Origin of the sequence: Senegalimassilia faecalis (assembly GCF_004135645.1) — a bacterium.
GTDB classification, from domain to species: Bacteria; Actinomycetota; Coriobacteriia; order Coriobacteriales; family Eggerthellaceae; genus Senegalimassilia; species Senegalimassilia faecalis.
Map to the genome: position 1 here is coordinate 2,199,595 of NZ_SDPW01000001.1, position 16,697 is coordinate 2,216,291.

At 63.8% G+C, this 16,697-nt stretch carries 15 protein-coding genes and 1 pseudogene; 3 read left to right on the plus strand and 13 right to left on the minus strand.

Annotated features, from left to right (window positions below):
* Positions 1-40: 40 nt before the first annotated feature.
* From ET524_RS09155 to ET524_RS09175, 5 genes are all read right to left on the minus strand, one after another.
* Positions 41-1,297: a molybdopterin molybdotransferase MoeA gene (locus tag ET524_RS09155; RefSeq protein ID WP_129425190.1), complete on the minus strand. Its 1,257-nt coding sequence runs from the start codon at positions 1,295-1,297 to the stop codon at positions 41-43.
* Between the two features lie 99 nt (positions 1,298-1,396).
* Positions 1,397-2,662 (minus strand): amidohydrolase, encoded by a 1,266-nt coding sequence (locus ET524_RS09160; RefSeq protein ID WP_129425192.1) that lies wholly within the window; start codon positions 2,660-2,662, stop codon positions 1,397-1,399.
* 116 nt (positions 2,663-2,778) lie between these two features.
* On the minus strand, positions 2,779-3,282 hold the full coding sequence (locus ET524_RS09165) for a hypothetical protein (RefSeq protein WP_129425194.1): 504 nt from the start codon (positions 3,280-3,282) through the stop codon (positions 2,779-2,781).
* Positions 3,279-4,394 carry a GHKL domain-containing protein gene (locus ET524_RS09170; RefSeq protein ID WP_129425196.1) on the minus strand — a complete coding sequence of 372 codons (1,116 nt, stop codon included), beginning with the start codon at positions 4,392-4,394 and terminating at the stop codon, positions 3,279-3,281. The genes ET524_RS09165 and ET524_RS09170 overlap by 4 nt, the downstream gene beginning before the upstream one ends.
* A gap of 12 nt (positions 4,395-4,406) precedes the next feature.
* Positions 4,407-5,132 carry a LytR/AlgR family response regulator transcription factor gene (locus tag ET524_RS09175; RefSeq protein ID WP_161566668.1) on the minus strand — a complete coding sequence of 242 codons (726 nt, stop codon included), beginning with the start codon at positions 5,130-5,132 and terminating at the stop codon, positions 4,407-4,409.
* 348 nt (positions 5,133-5,480) lie between these two features.
* On the opposite strand from ET524_RS09175, the gene ET524_RS11810 reads away from it, so the two are divergent.
* Positions 5,481-7,841: a lipopolysaccharide biosynthesis protein gene (locus ET524_RS11810; protein ID WP_201738760.1), complete on the plus strand. Its 2,361-nt coding sequence runs from the start codon at positions 5,481-5,483 to the stop codon at positions 7,839-7,841.
* A gap of 125 nt (positions 7,842-7,966) precedes the next feature.
* Here ET524_RS11810 and ET524_RS09185 read toward each other — a convergent pair whose 3' ends face one another.
* The gene (locus ET524_RS09185) at positions 7,967-8,224 is read right to left on the minus strand and encodes a hypothetical protein (RefSeq protein WP_129425200.1); all 258 of its coding nucleotides are present in this window, start codon (positions 8,222-8,224) and stop codon (positions 7,967-7,969) included.
* Between the two features lie 106 nt (positions 8,225-8,330).
* On the opposite strand from ET524_RS09185, the gene ET524_RS09190 reads away from it, so the two are divergent.
* The gene (locus ET524_RS09190; protein ID WP_129425202.1) at positions 8,331-8,690 is read left to right on the plus strand and encodes a translation repressor RelB; all 360 of its coding nucleotides are present in this window, start codon (positions 8,331-8,333) and stop codon (positions 8,688-8,690) included.
* A complete protein-coding gene (locus tag ET524_RS09195; protein ID WP_129425204.1) occupies positions 8,690-9,184 on the plus strand; it encodes a type II toxin-antitoxin system VapC family toxin in 495 nt (164 codons plus the stop codon). Before ET524_RS09190 ends, ET524_RS09195 begins: the two co-directional genes overlap by 1 nt.
* Before the next feature lie 192 nt (positions 9,185-9,376).
* On the opposite strand, the gene ET524_RS09200 is transcribed toward ET524_RS09195, so the two are convergent.
* The 7 genes and pseudogenes from ET524_RS09200 to ET524_RS09225 form a co-directional block, all read right to left on the minus strand.
* Positions 9,377-10,483 carry a 4Fe-4S binding protein gene (locus ET524_RS09200; protein WP_129425206.1) on the minus strand — a complete coding sequence of 369 codons (1,107 nt, stop codon included), beginning with the start codon at positions 10,481-10,483 and terminating at the stop codon, positions 9,377-9,379.
* A gap of 3 nt (positions 10,484-10,486) precedes the next feature.
* A complete protein-coding gene (locus tag ET524_RS09205) occupies positions 10,487-11,086 on the minus strand; it encodes a 4Fe-4S dicluster domain-containing protein (RefSeq protein ID WP_161566669.1) in 600 nt (199 codons plus the stop codon).
* Between the two features lie 185 nt (positions 11,087-11,271).
* Complete coding sequence (locus ET524_RS09210) at positions 11,272-12,027, minus strand: TorD/DmsD family molecular chaperone (protein ID WP_129425210.1); 756 nt, start codon at positions 12,025-12,027, stop codon at positions 11,272-11,274.
* 649 nt (positions 12,028-12,676) lie between these two features.
* Positions 12,677-13,465, minus strand: coding sequence for a DmsC/YnfH family molybdoenzyme membrane anchor subunit (locus tag ET524_RS09215; RefSeq protein ID WP_330854457.1), 789 nt, complete (start codon positions 13,463-13,465; stop codon positions 12,677-12,679).
* Between the two features lie 21 nt (positions 13,466-13,486).
* Positions 13,487-13,927, minus strand: a pseudogene (locus ET524_RS09220) (4Fe-4S dicluster domain-containing protein); the annotation flags it as partial.
* Positions 13,928-13,942: 15 nt separating this feature from the next.
* The gene (locus tag ET524_RS11815) at positions 13,943-14,122 is read right to left on the minus strand and encodes a 4Fe-4S binding protein (RefSeq protein ID WP_201738767.1); all 180 of its coding nucleotides are present in this window, start codon (positions 14,120-14,122) and stop codon (positions 13,943-13,945) included.
* Positions 14,119-16,656, minus strand: coding sequence for a molybdopterin dinucleotide binding domain-containing protein (locus ET524_RS09225; RefSeq protein ID WP_129425213.1), 2,538 nt, complete (start codon positions 16,654-16,656; stop codon positions 14,119-14,121). Before ET524_RS09225 ends, ET524_RS11815 begins: the two co-directional genes overlap by 4 nt.
* Between the last annotated feature and the right edge of the window lie 41 nt (positions 16,657-16,697).

The window sequence follows — 16,697 nt, forward strand, 5'->3', positions numbered from 1 at the left end:
GCGGGCGAAAACTCGCACACCAAGCGGCGTAAAACACCAGCTAAATGGCCACGTCTTCGCTGACGTCGAGCAGGATGCACTCGATTTCGCTGCCGGCGGTGCGGCCCTCGAAGCCCTCGGGCATGATGGCCAGACAATTGCTGCGCTGGATGACGCCGAACAAACCCGAGCTTTGGTTCTTCGCCGGCTCCACCACGTAAGCGCCGTCGGCGTCTTTCGTGAGCGTGGCGCGCAGGTAGATGCGGCGCGGGTCCTTCTTCTTCGTGTCGCGCGAAAGGCGCGCCATCACGCGCGGGCGCGCCAAGTTCGTGTAACCCTGCATCTTGCGCAGCGCCGGGCGGATGAGCATCTCGAACCCGCAGTAGGCCGCCGCGGGATTGCCGGGCAGGCCGAACACGGGCGTGCCGTTGACCAGGCCAAACGTTTGCGCTTTGCCCGGGCGCATGTTCACAAGCGTCATGAACAGCTGGCCGGTTTGCTCGACGCAGGGCTTGATGAAGTCGAAGTCGCCGTTCGACGCGCCGCCGCTGGTGACCACGAAGTCGTACTCGGCCGTTGCCGCCACCACCGCGGCCTTCAGCGCTTCAAGCGAGTCCTCCACGATGGGCAGCAGCGTGGGGATGGCGCCGGCCGCGCGAGCGGACGCCGACAGGGCATAGCCGTTCGAGTTGCGGATTTTGCCGGCGGTGGGCACCTCGGTGGGCGGCACCAGCTCGCTGCCGATGGAGATGATGGCCACGCGCGGGCGGCGCGGAACCGGCACCTCCGACACGCCGCAGCTGGCCAAAAAGCCCACGCCAGCAGCATTGATGACCTCGCCCGCGTGTACAACGGCCTCGCCGGCGCGCGCTTCCTCGCCCGCCTCGCGCACGTTGTTGCGCAGCTTCACAGGGGCGTCGAACGCCACGCGGCTGCCGGGGCGGCCGTCGCCTTCGACGTTGCGCACGATCTCGTACTTCACCACGGAATCGGCCGCGGCAGGCAGCGGCGCGCCGGTCATGATGCGCACGCACGCGCCGTCGGGGATTTCGCCGTCGAACGTGTCGCCCGCGGCAACTTCCGCGATAACGTCCAGCTCAACGGGGGTTTCCGGGCTGGCACCTTCCAGCTGCGCCGCGCGCACGGCGAACCCGTCCATAGCAGAGTGGGCAAACGGCGAGATATCGATATCGCTTTGCAGGTCGGTTGCCGCAACGCGACCCGCCGCGTCCAAAACCGGCACCGTTTCCGCAGGCAGCTGCGAAACGTGCGACAAAACCAGGTCGCGCGCTTGCTCGACCGAGATCATCTCCGGCATGACATTCCTTTCGAAAGCATTCAACAGTCCGCCCCGCATTATACCGCTTGCCGAATATAACGGCGCGCAAAGCATACCGAGAGTTGAAAAGTGCGACGTCTACTTCCCCGCCAGCATGCGGCAGGCCCATTGGGCAGCTACCATGCTGCCTTTGACCAGCACCGATTCGTCGATGGTGTAGTGGCAGCTGTGCTGCGGGTGCTCGGCGCCCACTGCGGGGTTGCGCGTGCCCACGAAGCAGAACACGCCGGGCACCAAGCGCAGGTACTCGCTGAAGTCCTCGCCGGAAAGCGTGCCGCGGTAGTCGGCCACGCCTTCGGCGCCGAGCGTGTCGAGCACGGCCTGGCGCGCCACCTCGGCGCACGCCGGATCGTTGGCAAGGCCGGCGTTACCCGGCTCGAACGCGAACGTGGCCTTCGCGCCAAGCGCGTGCGCGCTGCGGCTGACGATATGCTCAAGGCGGTCGGGCACCTCGGCGCGCATCTGCTCGGACCACGTGCGCACCGTGCCCGTGAGCGTGGCGTGGCCGGCCATGACGTTGCGCGCCTCGCCGCCGTGGAACTCGCCCACGGTGACCACCACGGGTTCGAACGGCGAAACATCGCGGCTGACCAGCACTTGCAGCGCCATGACCATCTCGGCGCCCACCACCACGGCGTCGACGCCCTTGTGCGGCATGGAGCCGTGCGCGCTGACGCCCTCTATCTCAATGTGGAACCAGTCGGTGTTCGCCATGCGCTGCCCGGGCGCGCACGACACGGTGCCGGCGGGCACTTCGCTCCAGATGTGCGCGCCGTAGATGGCGTCGACGCCCTCGAGCGCGCCGGCTTCGATCATGGAAAGCGCGCCGATGGAGATTTCCTCGGCCGGCTGGAAGATGATGCGCACTTCGCCGACAAGCTGATCGGCAACGTCGCGCAGGATGCGCACGGCGCCGAGCATCATGGCCATGTGCGCATCGTGGCCGCACGCGTGCATGACGCCGGGGTTTTCGGACGCGAACGCCGCGCCCGTGTCCTCGGTGACGGGCAGCGCGTCCATATCGGCGCGCAGGGCCACGCGGTGCGCCGGGGTGCCGTCGGAGCCGTACGCGCCGGGCGCCGTGCCGCGGATGGTGGCGATTATGCCGTGGTTTTCAAGGCACGTGTGCTCAATGCCCAGGTCAGAAAGCTGTTTGCTCAGCAGCTGCTGCGTGTTTTCCTCGTTGCCCGACGTTTCGGGGAAGCGGTGGAACAGCCGGCGCGCGGCGATGACGTCGGCCTCGGCCGCGGCGCCAAGGGCGCGCACCTGCTGGACGGTCTTCGTTCCCGCAGCGGTTTCGTACGCCTGCGAGAATGCGGGACAAGCGGTGATGACGGCGGTCATGGCGCTCCTTTCGACGGGGCGGGTTGGCGAAGTGCGTTTCGGTATTGGCTGCGTAGCGTACCACACGCATGTTGCCAGCGTGAGGCGCGCCGAAAAAATGCAAACTGCGCAGGTACCTATTTCTCCAGTTCCTTCAGCATGGCGGCAATGTGGTGCTGCGCCAGCTCGAATTCGCCGCGCGCCGCCAGGGCCTTCACGATTTGCACCTGGTTGCGCAAGTCGTGGCGCAGCCGTGCCGGGCGCTCCATCTTCTCCACCGTTTCCTGATATTCGGCAAGATAGGCGTCAAGCTGGCTGCGCAGCGCGCGGGCGCGGTCGGCGTGGCGCGTGCTGATGATGGCGACGAGCACCAGCCCGTCCACCGCAAGGCACAGCACCGCAAGCGCCACGCACGCCCACGACAGGTTCCAGTCGGCGCCGCAATAGCGCACCACCACCCAACAGCACAGAAACAGCAGCACGACCTGCAACAGCGGGAACAGGCCGAACGCCCAGTATTGCGACACCGCGCGGCGGCGCTGCCGCACGGCAACCACGGCAGCAAGCGCAAGCGCTGCCGCCAACGCTATAAAGCCCGAAACAATGGCAAACGCGGACGCGCCGGCAATTGCCCCGATCACAGCGCATCGCCTCCTTCGGTATGCAAAATGACGCGCACATGGTAGCGGCCCCGTTCGTTTTGGACTATGACCTGGCCATCGTGGCGCTCGGCGATGTTGTTCACAATACCGCGGCCCCATCCGTGCAGCGCGTGCACGTTGGGAACAGCAGGCGAAGCCGGCACGGAAGCGGAGGCCGCGTCGGCCGGGACTTCGCCGTTTGCGGCACGGCGAGCGTTCGCGCGGTGCGGCGAACTTGCGGTTTCGGGCTTTTCGCCAGCGACAGAGGCTGCGAGAGAGCAATCTTTGCCGCTGGATTTCACCGCAGGCGCACCCGCAGGCGCGGGGATGTCGTGCGCGGAATCATCGGATGCGCAGCTGTTCTCCACGTCCACCACGAAATAGCGGCCCCATATGCGAGCCGCCACGCTGACGTAGCGCTGATCAGGCGCAACGAGACGGCACGCCGTCAACGCGTTATCGATAAGGTTTGAAAACACCGCACAGATCTCGGCACTGGGCAAGGCCAGGTCAAGCGGTATGTTTAGCTGCGCCACAAACCGCACACCAAGTTCGCGCGCATCGGCCAGTTTCAAGCGCACAAGCGCATCGATTGCCGGATGGGCGCAATAGCGAGCCCGCGAACCACCGGCAGCGTTGATCGCCCGGTCGAGGTTTTCCCCGGCTTCCGCCGCACGGCGTTCGCGCAAATCCGCCTCGGCCGCGTACAACTGCTCGCGAACACGCTGGCCGATGCGGTCAGCTTCTTCGCCTTCATGCGCGGAGCGCTCACGCAAAAACTTTTGCGTGGTCAGCTCATCCTCCAATTCGCGCACCTGCTCGGCGGCTTGCGCGCGAAAGCATGCATCGCGCAAACCCTGAAACAGCAGCATATCGACAGGCCCGCACGCGATGCCCACGACGGCAATCACCGCCACCGGCGCGGACGGCGCCGCATAGGCCGCAGCGGCGCCCAGCGCGAACAGCACCAAGCACAGCTGGCTTGTGGGAAACAACAAGCTGAGCAGGCGGCGCCACCAAACAACACCGTGCAGCTTGCGCTGGCAAAACGCCGCAATGACCAGCAGATATACAGTTAGGCAGATAGCGATGAGAAGCGCCGGGGAAAGCACGGACCGCCCCTGCTATTGGGCGTTCAGCCCAACGTAGCGGTAAAACAGGTCGCGAATGACCTTGCGCTGGCGCTGGCTGACCGGCACCTCGACGCCCGAGCGTAGAAGCACGCTGGCCGTGCGCAACTCGGAAATGTGCGCCATGTTCACGATGTAGCTTTTATGGCACTGCACGAAATCGTCGGGCAGCATGTCGATCATCTGGCCAAGCGTGGCGTAGGTTTCAAGCACTTCGCCGGGCGCGGCGTACAGCCGCACCTTGCGGCGGTCGCTTTCGATGTACTCGATTTCGGCAGGGTTGAGCATGGTGACCGCGCCGCCGTGCTGAATGGCAACGGGCGTGTAATCCGTTCCCTGCAGGTTTTTCAGCGCCTTGTCGATAGCCGCGTTGAAATCCGCCTGCTTGATGGGTTTGAGCAGGAAATACGCATGCTCGGTTTCGTAAACGGGCGTGCAGTACTCGATGTGGCCGGAGATATAGACGACCTGCGTGCCGCTACCGGCCGGGAAATGACGTCGCACCAAATCGATGCCGGTAGGCTTGCCGTCACCTAAGCTGATGTCGCACAGGAACACGTCGATATGGTCACCGGAAGCGATAAGTGCCTCAAGGGTAGCAATACTTGAAATGATGTCGACATTCAAACAATCGGCCCCGGGATACTGAGCCAGCATGTCGCGAAGAACATCCTGATATTCGATGTTGTCTTCCAACGCAAGAAGATGAAACGTTCCCACCGATTTGCTCCCTGTTTTAGTCCCAAGCACGGGTCTTTTCGAATTGCCCGCACGTTCCTTTGTCCTAGGTCGAAGTATACGACAGTTAAATTGAGACCCCCCCCCCGCAATCTTCCAATCGGTAAAAAACTCCTGATAGACGACTTGAACGCAGCGTTTTTTGTAGTGAGCGAAAATACGTTCAGCAAAATTGTCACCTAATGCAAAATGCATGATTTCACGAAGAGGCCTTGCAAGGCGAGCGCGCAACCTACACGCCAAGCGACAATACGAACAGGTGGTGCTTGTGGTGTGAATATCGCCGGCAGGGCACGGACGGCGGTGAGCGGCATCTCTATAATACGTGGGATGAACAATTTCGAACATACCGAGCCCTCCGCACAGGGCAAGCACGGCACGCAGCGGCCCGATTTGCAACGCGTGCGCGTTGATGCGCCGCGAAGCCCCTACCGCAACACGCCCCGCAGCGCGGCACAGCACGCCAGCGCGCAGCAGGTAGCGCAACCCGCTGCCCAGCAGGCCACGACCCCGCTTCCCGGGCGTCACGCCGCGCAACCTACGGCGGCCATGCCCGGCCGCCACACCGCGCAAGGCGCGCGCAACGCGCAGCCCACGGCGGCCATCCCAGGTCAGCAGCCCACGGCGGCGCTTCCGGCCGATAGCACGCAGGCCATGCCCGATGGAAAACGCAAACGAGGCCGCGGACGCAAAAGCCGCCGCGGCGACGCGCCGCGCAAGAAAAGCTTCCTTAGCCGCCAGGTTGAAGCCTGGTGCACCCGCGTGCTTGGCGCCGTGAACGACGGCGGCTTGGCTGAGCAGGAAGCCGAATACGCCTCGGGCCGCACCACGCGCGACTTCGCGTGGAACACCATCGGCGTGGGGCTGTGGGGCTGCGTGTTCCCCGTGCTCACCATCGTGGTCACGCAGCTGGCCGGCGCCGAGCAGGCCGGCATGTTCTCGCTGGCCTTCGTCACCGCGCTGCTGCTCATGTTCGTGGGCAACTACGGCATGCGCAATTTCCAGGCTTCCGACCTCGACGAGGAATACTCGTTCGCCGACTATCAGGCCAACCGCGTGCTGACGTGCGCCATCATGCTGGTGGCGGGGCTGACGTACTGCAACATCCGCGGGTACACCGACCAGATGTGGCTTATGAGCCTGGGCGTGTACCTTTATAAGATGGTAGACGCGCTTGCCGACGTGTACGAGGGGCGCCTGCAGCAGAAGGACAAGCTGTACCTGGCGGGCATGTCGCAGGCCTTCCGTTCGGCCGCCGCGCTTATCGGGTTTACGTTTGCCCTGCTCATCACGCGGAACGTGGGCGTGTCAAGCATCGTGATGGCCGTGGTGGCCGCCGCCACGTTCGTGGTGTTCACGTTCCCGCTGGCAAAGCTTGAGACGCCGAAATCGCGCCGCGTGAACGTCAAGCGCGTGGTGAACCTGCTGGTGCAGTGCTTCCCGCTGTTCGTGGCGCTGTTCATGTACAACCTTATCGACAACATGCCGAAGTTCGTGATGGAAGGCGCGCTGTCCTACGACAACCAGCTGTATTACAACGCGCTGTATTTTCCCGCGCACGCCATTTTGCTGACCAGCGGCTTTATCTACAAGCCCATGCTGCTGAAGATGGCCAACGCGTGGGCCGACCCCGCCAAGCGCAAGAAGTTCGACCTGATCATCGTGGTGATGTTCGTGGTGATCGTGGGCATCACGGCGGCCATGGCCGGCATCATGGGATGGTTCGGCCTGACCATCATGAGCTTTTTGTACGGCATCGATTTCGAACCGTATCGCGGCCTGTGCTTCGTCATGCTGGCGGCCGGCGGCGTTACGGCCGGCATCGAGTTTCTGTACCAGGTCATCACCGTGCTGCGCCGCCAGCGCGCCGTGACGAAGCTGTACCTGATCACGTTTGGGTTCAGCCTGCTCGTGCCCATTTTGCTGGTGAACTTCACCGGGTTGCCGGGCGCGGTTATCGGGTACCTCATTGTCATGTGCATCCTGCTGGTGCTGCTGGTCAGCGAATACGCGTCCATCCGCATGGACCTGCGCCGGAAGTTGACGGGCAAGTCGGCGCCTGACGCCGAGATGCCGAAGGCCAGCCGTTCGTTCCGCGGGAAGGCTGCGGAAGCTAGCGCGGGTAGCGCACCGGTTGCGACCGCAGCGGCTGGCGAACCTGCCGGCAGCACAGCGGCTGGCACGCCGGCAGCAGGCGGCGTGGCAGCGGTCGGAGCGCATGCCACGCCCACGGCGGGAAGCGCGCCTGCAGCCGGAGGCGCACCCGCAAGCGCGCAGGCGCCGCAGCAAAGGCAACGCGACGGGCAGACGGCAACGCAGGCAGCGAACCGTCTGCAACCCGGCGCGTACGCCGATTCGCCTATTGCCTGGTCAGCGGGCGAAAGCGTCACCATGCTGGCCGAACCCGAGTCGCCGCGCGCGCCGCGCCCAAGCGAGGTGCGCGCCGAACGCGAGCATCGCGAAGCCGTGAAGGCGCGCTGGACGGAAGCGGGCAAGGAACGCACGGCCAAGCGCCGCGAAGCCACGCGCGCAGGAGCGCACGCGAGCGGCGCTGCATCGGCCAGCAGCAGCGCCGACGCTAGCGCCGACGTAACCGCTAGCGAGGCGCCGAAAGCCGGCCGCCACGCCACCACGCCCGAAGTGGCTCCCAGCTTCGGCAAACGCGGCAAGCACGAAAAAGACGACAACTAGCAAGATGCCCCGTCCGTTCGGGGCATCTTCGTTTTAAGAAGGCATCGGCGGCCGCTCACTCGGGCGATTCTTCCGCAACCCCTGCCAACCGGCGTTTGACCAGCATTTTCACCCAGCAAGGTTTTTCAAGCGCGAGTGCTACTCCAGCAGCCAGCGGGGTTTTCCAGGTAGCGGTAGGCGCACACTTTCGTGCCGGGAATCTGCTCGTCCGCCAAACCGGCGGGAAGAGCGTCGCGATAACGGTTGCGCGTCCAGCCAACCATTTGCAAACGGCGCAGCATCGAAAGCGCGCAGGCCAGGTCAAGGGCGGAATCAGGCAATTCGGTAACGCTGCGGTACGAACGCGATGGGTCGGCCGTGCGTTCAAGCGCAGCGCCCGGCACGAACCGCGTGCACGCGCACGACCAGGAAGTTTACCCGGCGGTTGCCTTATTGCTAGCGCGCTACTTTGCATTGTGCTATACTGCTAGCAACTGAAAGGAGTCCGCTATGGGCGCATCGATGGTGCAAATCAACACGCGCGTTCCCGCCGAGCTAAAAGAACAGGGCGACTTGGCGCTGGCGCGGGCCGGCTACACACCGGCGCAGGCGGTGCGCGCCCTCTGGGAATACGCCGTCGTGCACATTCACGAACCACAGGCGATTCGCAACGTGCTGCAGGAAGAGAGCGCGGAGCCTGAAGATCCGACGGCAGTTGAGAGCAATCCATTCACCGAATGGAAAACAGCCGCGCATGCCGCTTTATGCGAAAGAATGGGAATTTCGATGAGCACCGGTTCGTCGAATATTCCGTTCGATGAGCTCAAAAAACTTGCGTATCTTGAGCGTTCCGAACGATTGGGGCTGTAATGGATTCGAATACCACCATCCTCGTCGATACCAATGTCTGGCTCGATTACTATGCGCTGAATCGAGCAGGTGGCGCAGAGGCCGCAGAGCTGCTAGGCTTCGCATTCTCGCACGGCATCAAACTGCTCTATCAGGCCGACATCATAAAGGACGTGTTTTACCTCGTTTCGGCTACCACAAAGCGAATCGCTCGCGAAGAGAAAGGGGCGCTATCCCCAAGCGACGCAACGGCGGCAAACGAATTCGCGTGGAGCGCCGTGAATCATATGCGGGAAAATGCGTTCGCCATAAGCATCGGGCAATCCGACGTATGGTACGCGGCAAAAATGCGCAGCGTCCATGGCGATTTCGAGGACAACCTTGTACTTGCCGCCGCAGAACGTGCAAACGCAACGTACCTAGTCACGAACGACGAACAGCTTATCAAGCACGCCCCCGTCACCGCGCTCACCCCGCACGACGCGCTTGTGTACCTGCGGGCAAAAATGGAATAGCAGCGCTCCAAGGAGGCCCTTGCTTTCCTTGGAGCGCTGCTTACAAAAGCGATGGCTCTGTTAGACCAGCATGCAACAACATGAATCAGCCGCCAGGAAGACCGGCCAAGGAGCCCGTTTACTTGCGGTTAAGAGTCCACGTGTCAATTGTGGTCTAACAGAGCCAAAGCGACAGAGCTTTCGCCGGTTTGCTTACTTCAGCAGCTTGATGCTGATGGCTTTTGCGGGGCAGGCTTCCACGCAGGCGCCGCATTTGCTGCATTCGGGAATGCGCATCGTGTGCGGGTCAAGCTGCTCGGGACATGCGTCCACGCACGCGTGGCAGTCGACGCCGCGGCTACGCAGGCACGTGTCGGCCTTCACGCGCGGGCGCAGCGTGACGTTGAGGTTCGACAGCAGGCTTACCAGCGCACTGATGGGGCAGATTTTGCTGCACCATTTGCGCAGCACGGTGACTTCCAGAAGCAGGATGATCGGGAAGATGATAAGCGCCCAGGTGGGCTCGTCGAACTGAACCAGGTTCCACAGGCCGATGATGGTGGCGAACGTCAAACCCACGGGGCAGATGAGGCAAAACACCGGAAAGCCGAACACGACCGCGGAAGCCAGCGTGCCCACCAGCACCGCATGGCGACTGTCAAGCTGCACGCCGTCGCGCTTGCCGCCCACCGGCGCCAGCGCTTTGCCGCACGTTGTTGCACCCGGGCAAGCGGAGCACGAATGGCTCGGCTTGCTTTTGAAATCGCCCGTCGCTTTCGAACTCTTTTTCTTCGGGCGGAAAAACTTTTGCAGCCAGGGAACGGGGCACATCCAGGCGCAGAACGCTTTGCCGACCAGGGCAATCAGCACTACCACCAGCGCAAACAACAACAGCGGGTGCAGCATGACGCCCTTTGCGCCCGCCATGGTTTCCAACGCGCCCAGCGGGCAGATGGCCGATATCTGCTGGATGCCGAATGCCGACGGCGTGCCGATGCCCACATGGAACGCAAGCCCCACCAGCACAAACGCCACACACGCAAGCGCCACCCAGCCGCGCGCCGTGCAAAACGGAGACTTCGCGCGGTGATGTTGCTGCGTCTTATCGGTGCGCTGTGAAGGCGAAGAGGGGCCCGCGCTCGCGTTGCGGGCATCGGCGGCGGCCTCTGCCGCGTTCGCGTTTTGGGCAGCGGTAACGGCCCCAGCTTGTGCGGTCGCATCCGATTGAGGCGAGTTCGGCATAGCGCTATTTCGCGTTTCGCAAGCTGCATCCGTGCGGCCAGCCGAATTCAGCTGCTCTTCTGTTTCTTCCTTGCTCATCGCCTAGGCCTCCTTCCCTGCTGCTCGAACGTTGATGCCGCGATCGGCGCCGCCGGTGAACGTGAGGTAGCTGTTCGACGGGCACGCGTTCTCACATGCGCCGCAGCCGTTGCATTTCGCCTGGTCAACAATGGGACGGTTCGCGTCATCCATGGTTATGGCGCCGTAGGGGCATGCGCCGGCGCACACTTGGCAACCGCCCTGGATCCACGCGATGCATCGTTCGCGGTCCACTACCGCCACGCCGATGATCTGCGACGGGTCGTGTGCGCCAACAATGGAGCCCGCCGGGCACACGTCTTCGCACGCGCCGCAAAAGTCGCACAGCCCGCGATGGAAATCCATGATGGGAGTACGCCAATTCAGCACGCCGTCCTCAAGCACGCCCGTGCGCAGGCAGCACTGCGGGCAGGCGGTTTCGCACCGATTGCATTTCAGGCACGTAGCGCGGAAATGCGCTTCGTCCTGCGCGCCGGGCGGACGCAGCAGCCCACGGTCCTCGCCTTCAAGCGCGTACGCCGCGCCACCGACCGCGAACATGCTTGCAACCGCGCCCGCCGCCGCAAGCGCACCGCGGCGCGTGATGCTCAGATGATCGCCCATGAGCATTCCTTTCTCGTCTTCGCCGAAAGCCGCGTCCCCATCGCGGCCGTACCTCGCATGCCCCAAGCCTGCCCGAAGGGGCGCGGGCATGAAATAGCGAGGCGTTGACTATTTCGCCAAACGCCTCGTCAATAATTAGGTAATTCGCGCAAAAGCGCACGTCAGAGCCTGATAGCAGAAGCCCCCTACGCCGCCTTTTCGCCTGCCAGCTCTTGCAGCACGTCGAGCTCGTCGGCGATGACGTCGGTTTCCATGTGCACGAAGCCGCGCGTCACCTTCGACACGCCGCGATAGAAGCGCGTTTCCGCCACATCGAGCACGGCGTCGCACAGGTCGTCGACCCAGTTCAGCTGGTGCTGCGCATGGAAGTCGGACACCGTTTGCGCCAGGTCGCGCGCGCGGTCGAAATCCGATGCCAGCAGCGCCGCGTTCGTGCGCTCGATAACCGTGGCCAGAAACTCGAACTCGAACGACGCGTGATCTTCCGGCACGTGCAAATCGGCCTGCGGCTGGATGTGCTGCTCGCAGTACATTTTGTACACGCCGTCGCGCGCCTCCTGCATCATGAGCCCGAGTTCGCTGGTGAACACGCTTTCGAACGGCGTGGCAGCGAACGTCTCGTAGTTGCCAGCCGCCAGAAACGTGTGCGCATAATCGCAGGCCAACGCCTGGCGCGTACCAGAATTCGCATGGCGAAGATAGCGGTACATGTCTTCGTAGCCCTCGGCGATAAGCGCGTTGTCGCCCGCCATGCCGGCGAAATCCATGCCCGCCAGATGATCGACCTGCTGCTGCGTCAGCTCGCGGAAGAACAGTTCGGCCAGCATGCGGTAATAGGCCGCTCGGCCCGCATTCACCTCGATGAGCTGGGAAATCAGCTCGTCGCGTTCAGATTGCGCCTTCGTTTGCGACGCCTGCGCCGCTGCTTGGTTTTCGATCATCTTGCTACCTTTCTCGAACAGCGCAGACGTTTACCGCCGCGCCATCGCTTTCTCGCGCCATCGCTACCTCGCGCCGTCGCTTTCTTTTCGCTTAGCCAGCCGAACTGGGTGACGACGCCGGCGACAAGGACACTACCGGTGTCACCAAAATGAGGGAAACGGCTTTTCGCCGCCTTCGCTTTGGCGATCCCAACTTCATTTCCTGTCGCCTTTCGCCAGCCAGCAATCGATGCACTCGCGGTTCGCATTCGCCAACGGGAGGGAGAGGAGGGAGTATGCGAATACGAACCGCGAAAGCGTCGATGGCCGGCAATCGCAGACAACCGCGGGGCAAGTCGAGGCGCAAATGGGCTCCGTGACGCCCTTTCGCACCAACCGGCTTCAAAAATCGCTCATGTATGTGATTTAACAAGCGCAAGGCAGGAATCAAAAATTTGCCGATAACGTTTCCCCAGTTCAGAATCTTGCTGATTTATTGGATACCAGCAACATTGTCAGCAAATCACATACATGAGCGATTTTGCCTACGCTCGACGGTGGTACCAACCAAACCCGACGCCGAGTGTAGCGCCCGCGTGCAAGTGCCAGCGCCGCACCCGCCAGCGGGGCGGGAATGCCCGGGTGGGCATTCCCGCATTCCCGCGCTTGGTTACAGCACGTTCAGGAACAGGTTCGCGATCGGGACCGTGATGAGCCACATGATGCAGCGGTAGCTCACGGCGCCAACGAATGCGCAGGCCACAGAACCGCCCGCCGCAGCCATTAGGCTGCCGGGGTTCTTGCCCGCAAGCGCGCCGCACACGGCCGGCACCACGCCGGCGCCGATGACGGCAACCGCAAGCAGCGCCCACTGCACGCCGTCGGCGGGACCCGCCCACAGCACGTAGGCCGCCGCGCCCACGGCGCCCAGCACGCCACCGATCAGCAGCGCGCGGCCGTACGGCGCCACGTCGGCGTCCTTGGCCTTCGCGGCCACGACCACCAGGTACGCGGCGATGCCCTCGGGCACGGCCGTCAGCAAGTAGCCGAGCGGCAGCAGCTGGCTGCACCAGTTCGGGCGCGCTTCCATCAGGTACGACTCGCCCGCCATGAACGACAGCAGCACGCCGAACACCGCGCCGATGACGGCCACGGCCTTGCGCGCGCCGGCACCGGCCTCGCGCTTGAGCAGCACCAGGTACACCACCACGCACACGCACAGGCAGCCAACCAGCAGCGCCTCGGTGAAGATGCCGCTTGTCGGGTGGCTGAGCGCCCCCATGATGCGGTCGGGGTGCGACAGGTGCGTCACGGACGCCAGGCCGCCCACCACCGCGATGATCAGCGACACCAACGCCGCGGGGAACGCCGCCGCCTTCGCGCGGCCAAGGAACTCATCGGCCGCCACGCAGGCGAACATGCAGCCGCCCATGCCGGTCAGGGCTGTGAACAGGACCAGGGATCATTGGATTTCCATCGTTTAGTCCTCCTTCGCGAACCAGGCCGCGTCTTGCGCGCCGGACGCCGGGGCGATGGCGTCTACGTCATGCCACGTGGCAATCTTCTCGGACAGGATGTAGCGCGTCAGCGGTTTGTTACCCGCGTCGTGCAGCGTGTGCACGCTGGCCGGGTCGGCGGCCGCCACGGCTTTGGCCACGTCGGACGACGCATCGTCCATGTCGCCGTAGAAGCGGGCGTTCGCGCAGCACGCCGCCACGCATGCCGGCTCCTGGCCGGCGCTGGTCAGCTGGCCGCACAGCGTGCACTTCTCGACGGCGCGCTCCTTGGCGTTCCACGAACGCACGCCGTACGGGCAGGCCATCATGCAGTATTTGCAGCCGATGCACTTCTCCTTGTCCACCAGCACCTTGCCGTCGGCGTCGCGGTAGCTCGCGCCGGTCGGGCACACGTGCACGCAGGGCGCGTCCTCGCACTGCTAGCACTGCACGGGCCGCCAATACTGCTCCAGGTCGGGGAAGGCCCCGTGCGGGCCGATCTGCAGCACGCGGTTCCAGTACTCGCCCAAGGCGATGCCGTTCTCGTTCTTGCAGGCCACCTCGCACGCGTGGCAGCCGATGCATTTATCCAGGTCAACAACTAAGCAATTGCGGCTCATTTGGTGTAAAACGCTCCTCCCGTGTTTTCCGTGGGCTCAGGCATCCAGGGTTCGAAGTCGGTCGGCTCGTACCAGATGCCCTCTGGGCGCTGCGCCTTGGCAACTTTGACGTGGATGCCGCGCAGGGTGTAGGTGCCGAACTCAGGGTTGAAGTAGCCCGTGTTCTTCGTCAGCACGTTCATGTTCTCCGTGGTCCAAGACTTGCGGCCATCGGAGCCGTCCTCCAAAAACTCAGGGTTCCAGAAGCGCTCCATGTACACGGTGCCCTCCGCGATGCCCTTCGTCACGCGCGCCACGGCGAAGATGCCGTCCTTGACGACGCTCTGGCCGTTAGCCGTCAGCTCCTCGCCGGGGGCGAACTCGCTCGGGCCGAACTTCGCGTCCTTGCCGCCTGCCATGACCGTATCGGTGGGCAGGCCCGTGGTGATGTCGCGGAACACGTCCTTGCCATCGGTGCGCGGGCTCTTGATGTTCACCCAGTCGCCGTCGACGATGCCGTACTTGCCGGCGTTTTCCGGGCTGATCCACAGCTCGGGCGCCGGGTACAGCTCGCGCAGGTAGGGGTTGTTGCGCAGCGTGCCGTGATGGAAGTACGGGATGCGACCCTCAGTCAGGCGCAGCGGGTATTCGTCGCCGTATTCGGACTGGTCCTCGGGCGTGAAGTAGTACGGCATGGGGTTGTAGTCCACCACCGCGGCGGGCATGTCGAACTTCTCGTTGCCGTGACGGCCCAGGTAGAGCATGGTGTCGGCGTACGGGCCGCACTTCTTCGGGTTGTCCTTGATGTCGCGGGCCGCCGTGGAGAAGCCGGTGTAGGTGTTGCCGGCGTCTGCCGAGCCGCCTTCCATACCCGGGTCAACCTTGCCGGCCACGCCGCCGCTGGCGTTGACCTTGCAGTAGCCGTCGTACTCGGTGCCGCCCCAGTACTCGTCGTCTTCGGCCCACTTCTCGGGGAAGGCGTCCATGGCCTGCTCCATCGTGGTGACCTCCGGGTCGCCGCCCTGCTGAGCCACCCAGTCCCAGTACTCGTTGATGGTCTTCCAGTACGCGGGCACCATGGGGCTGCCGATTTTCTCGCCGTCCATGCAGGCGGCCATGTTCTCGTCGTACAGGTCGCTTGACGGGTCGGACATGGCTTCGGCGATCTTGCCCCACATCATGATTTCGTCGGCGGCCTCGAACAGGTTCGTTACCGGCTTTCGCATGAGGTTCACGTTCAGGCGGTTCTGCACGAAGGCGTTCTCCAGCCACTCGCACACGGGGAACACGATGTCGGCGGCCTCGGTGGTGAAGCTGGTCGGGTACATGTAGCCGTGCACGATGAGGTCGAACTTCGGGAACGCGTCAACCCACGAGCTGGAGTTGCCCAGCGCGGCCATCTTGTTGCCGGAGCGCTCGATCCACACCTTCGGCTGGTACGGCTCGCCGGTGAGCACGGCGGACAGCACCGTGGGGATGTGGCTGTGCATCCAGCCGCCGAGGCCCTTGTGCTCGCAGTAGCCCAGGCGCTCCAGGACGGCGTCGTTCGTTTGGAACTGGTACTTCGTGTCGCCGATGAAGCCCGAGGGGAAGATGGTGGATTCCTTCGACTTCAGGCCCTTCGAGCCAGCGCCGCCCACCTTGTTCGCCGGGCAGCCGGAATGCCACAGGTGCGCCGTCATGCAGTCGAGCGCCGCGGCGCCGATGGCGGCCTGCGCCGAACCCGGGTACATGTCGGTGGCCACGCCCAGCGAGATGCCGCCGTGCGCGCTCGAGCAGTACAGCTCGATGGCCTCGATGATCTTCTCCTTCTTGCAGCCGGTGATCTCGGCCACGGTGTCAAGGTCGAAGTCGGCGCAGCGGTCCTTGTAAGCCTGGAACGCCGTCTTGCACGTGATGATGGAGCCGTCGGCCAGCGTGACGTCCACGGTGCCGAACAGCTGCGGGTGATACGTGCCGTCGTTGTCCGGACCCAGAGCGAAGGCCTTCGCGACCTGGCCTTTTTCTGTGTCGAAGTACACGTAGCCCTCGTTGTCGGCGTTCACGTCGTCAAACACTGCCGACGCGCGCAAAAGCTGACCGTCCTTCGTGATGTTCTCGGCAACCGGCGGAAGGCTGACGTTGTCACGCGGGTCAACCAAGAACGGCAGGTTCGTCCACTGCTCGCAGAACGTCTCGTAGCCGGGGATCTTCTCGTACAGCTTGTTCTCGATGATGTAGTGCATCCAACCGAGCATCATGGGCATGTCGGTGCCGGGCTTGATGGGCAGCCACACGTCGGCCTTCGACGCGTCGGCCGTGAAGCGCGGGTCCACGACGACGGTCTTGCAGCCGTTGTCGCGCAGCTCGGCCACGCAACGGCCGGACGTCGAAGGCGAATGCCACGCCGGACCGGTGCCCCAGATGACATAGACTTCCGTCAGTCCGCCGTACTTGGCCGGCTTGTACAGCTCCGAGCAGCCGGAGTCGGCGATGGACGTGTCGCCGATGCCATTGACCAGCGGCATGGTGAAGTTACGCGGCAGGTAGCACTGCGCGCAACCGGGCTCGAACACGTTGCCCGCGCCCCAGAAGTTGCGGAAGCGCGGCGGGCATA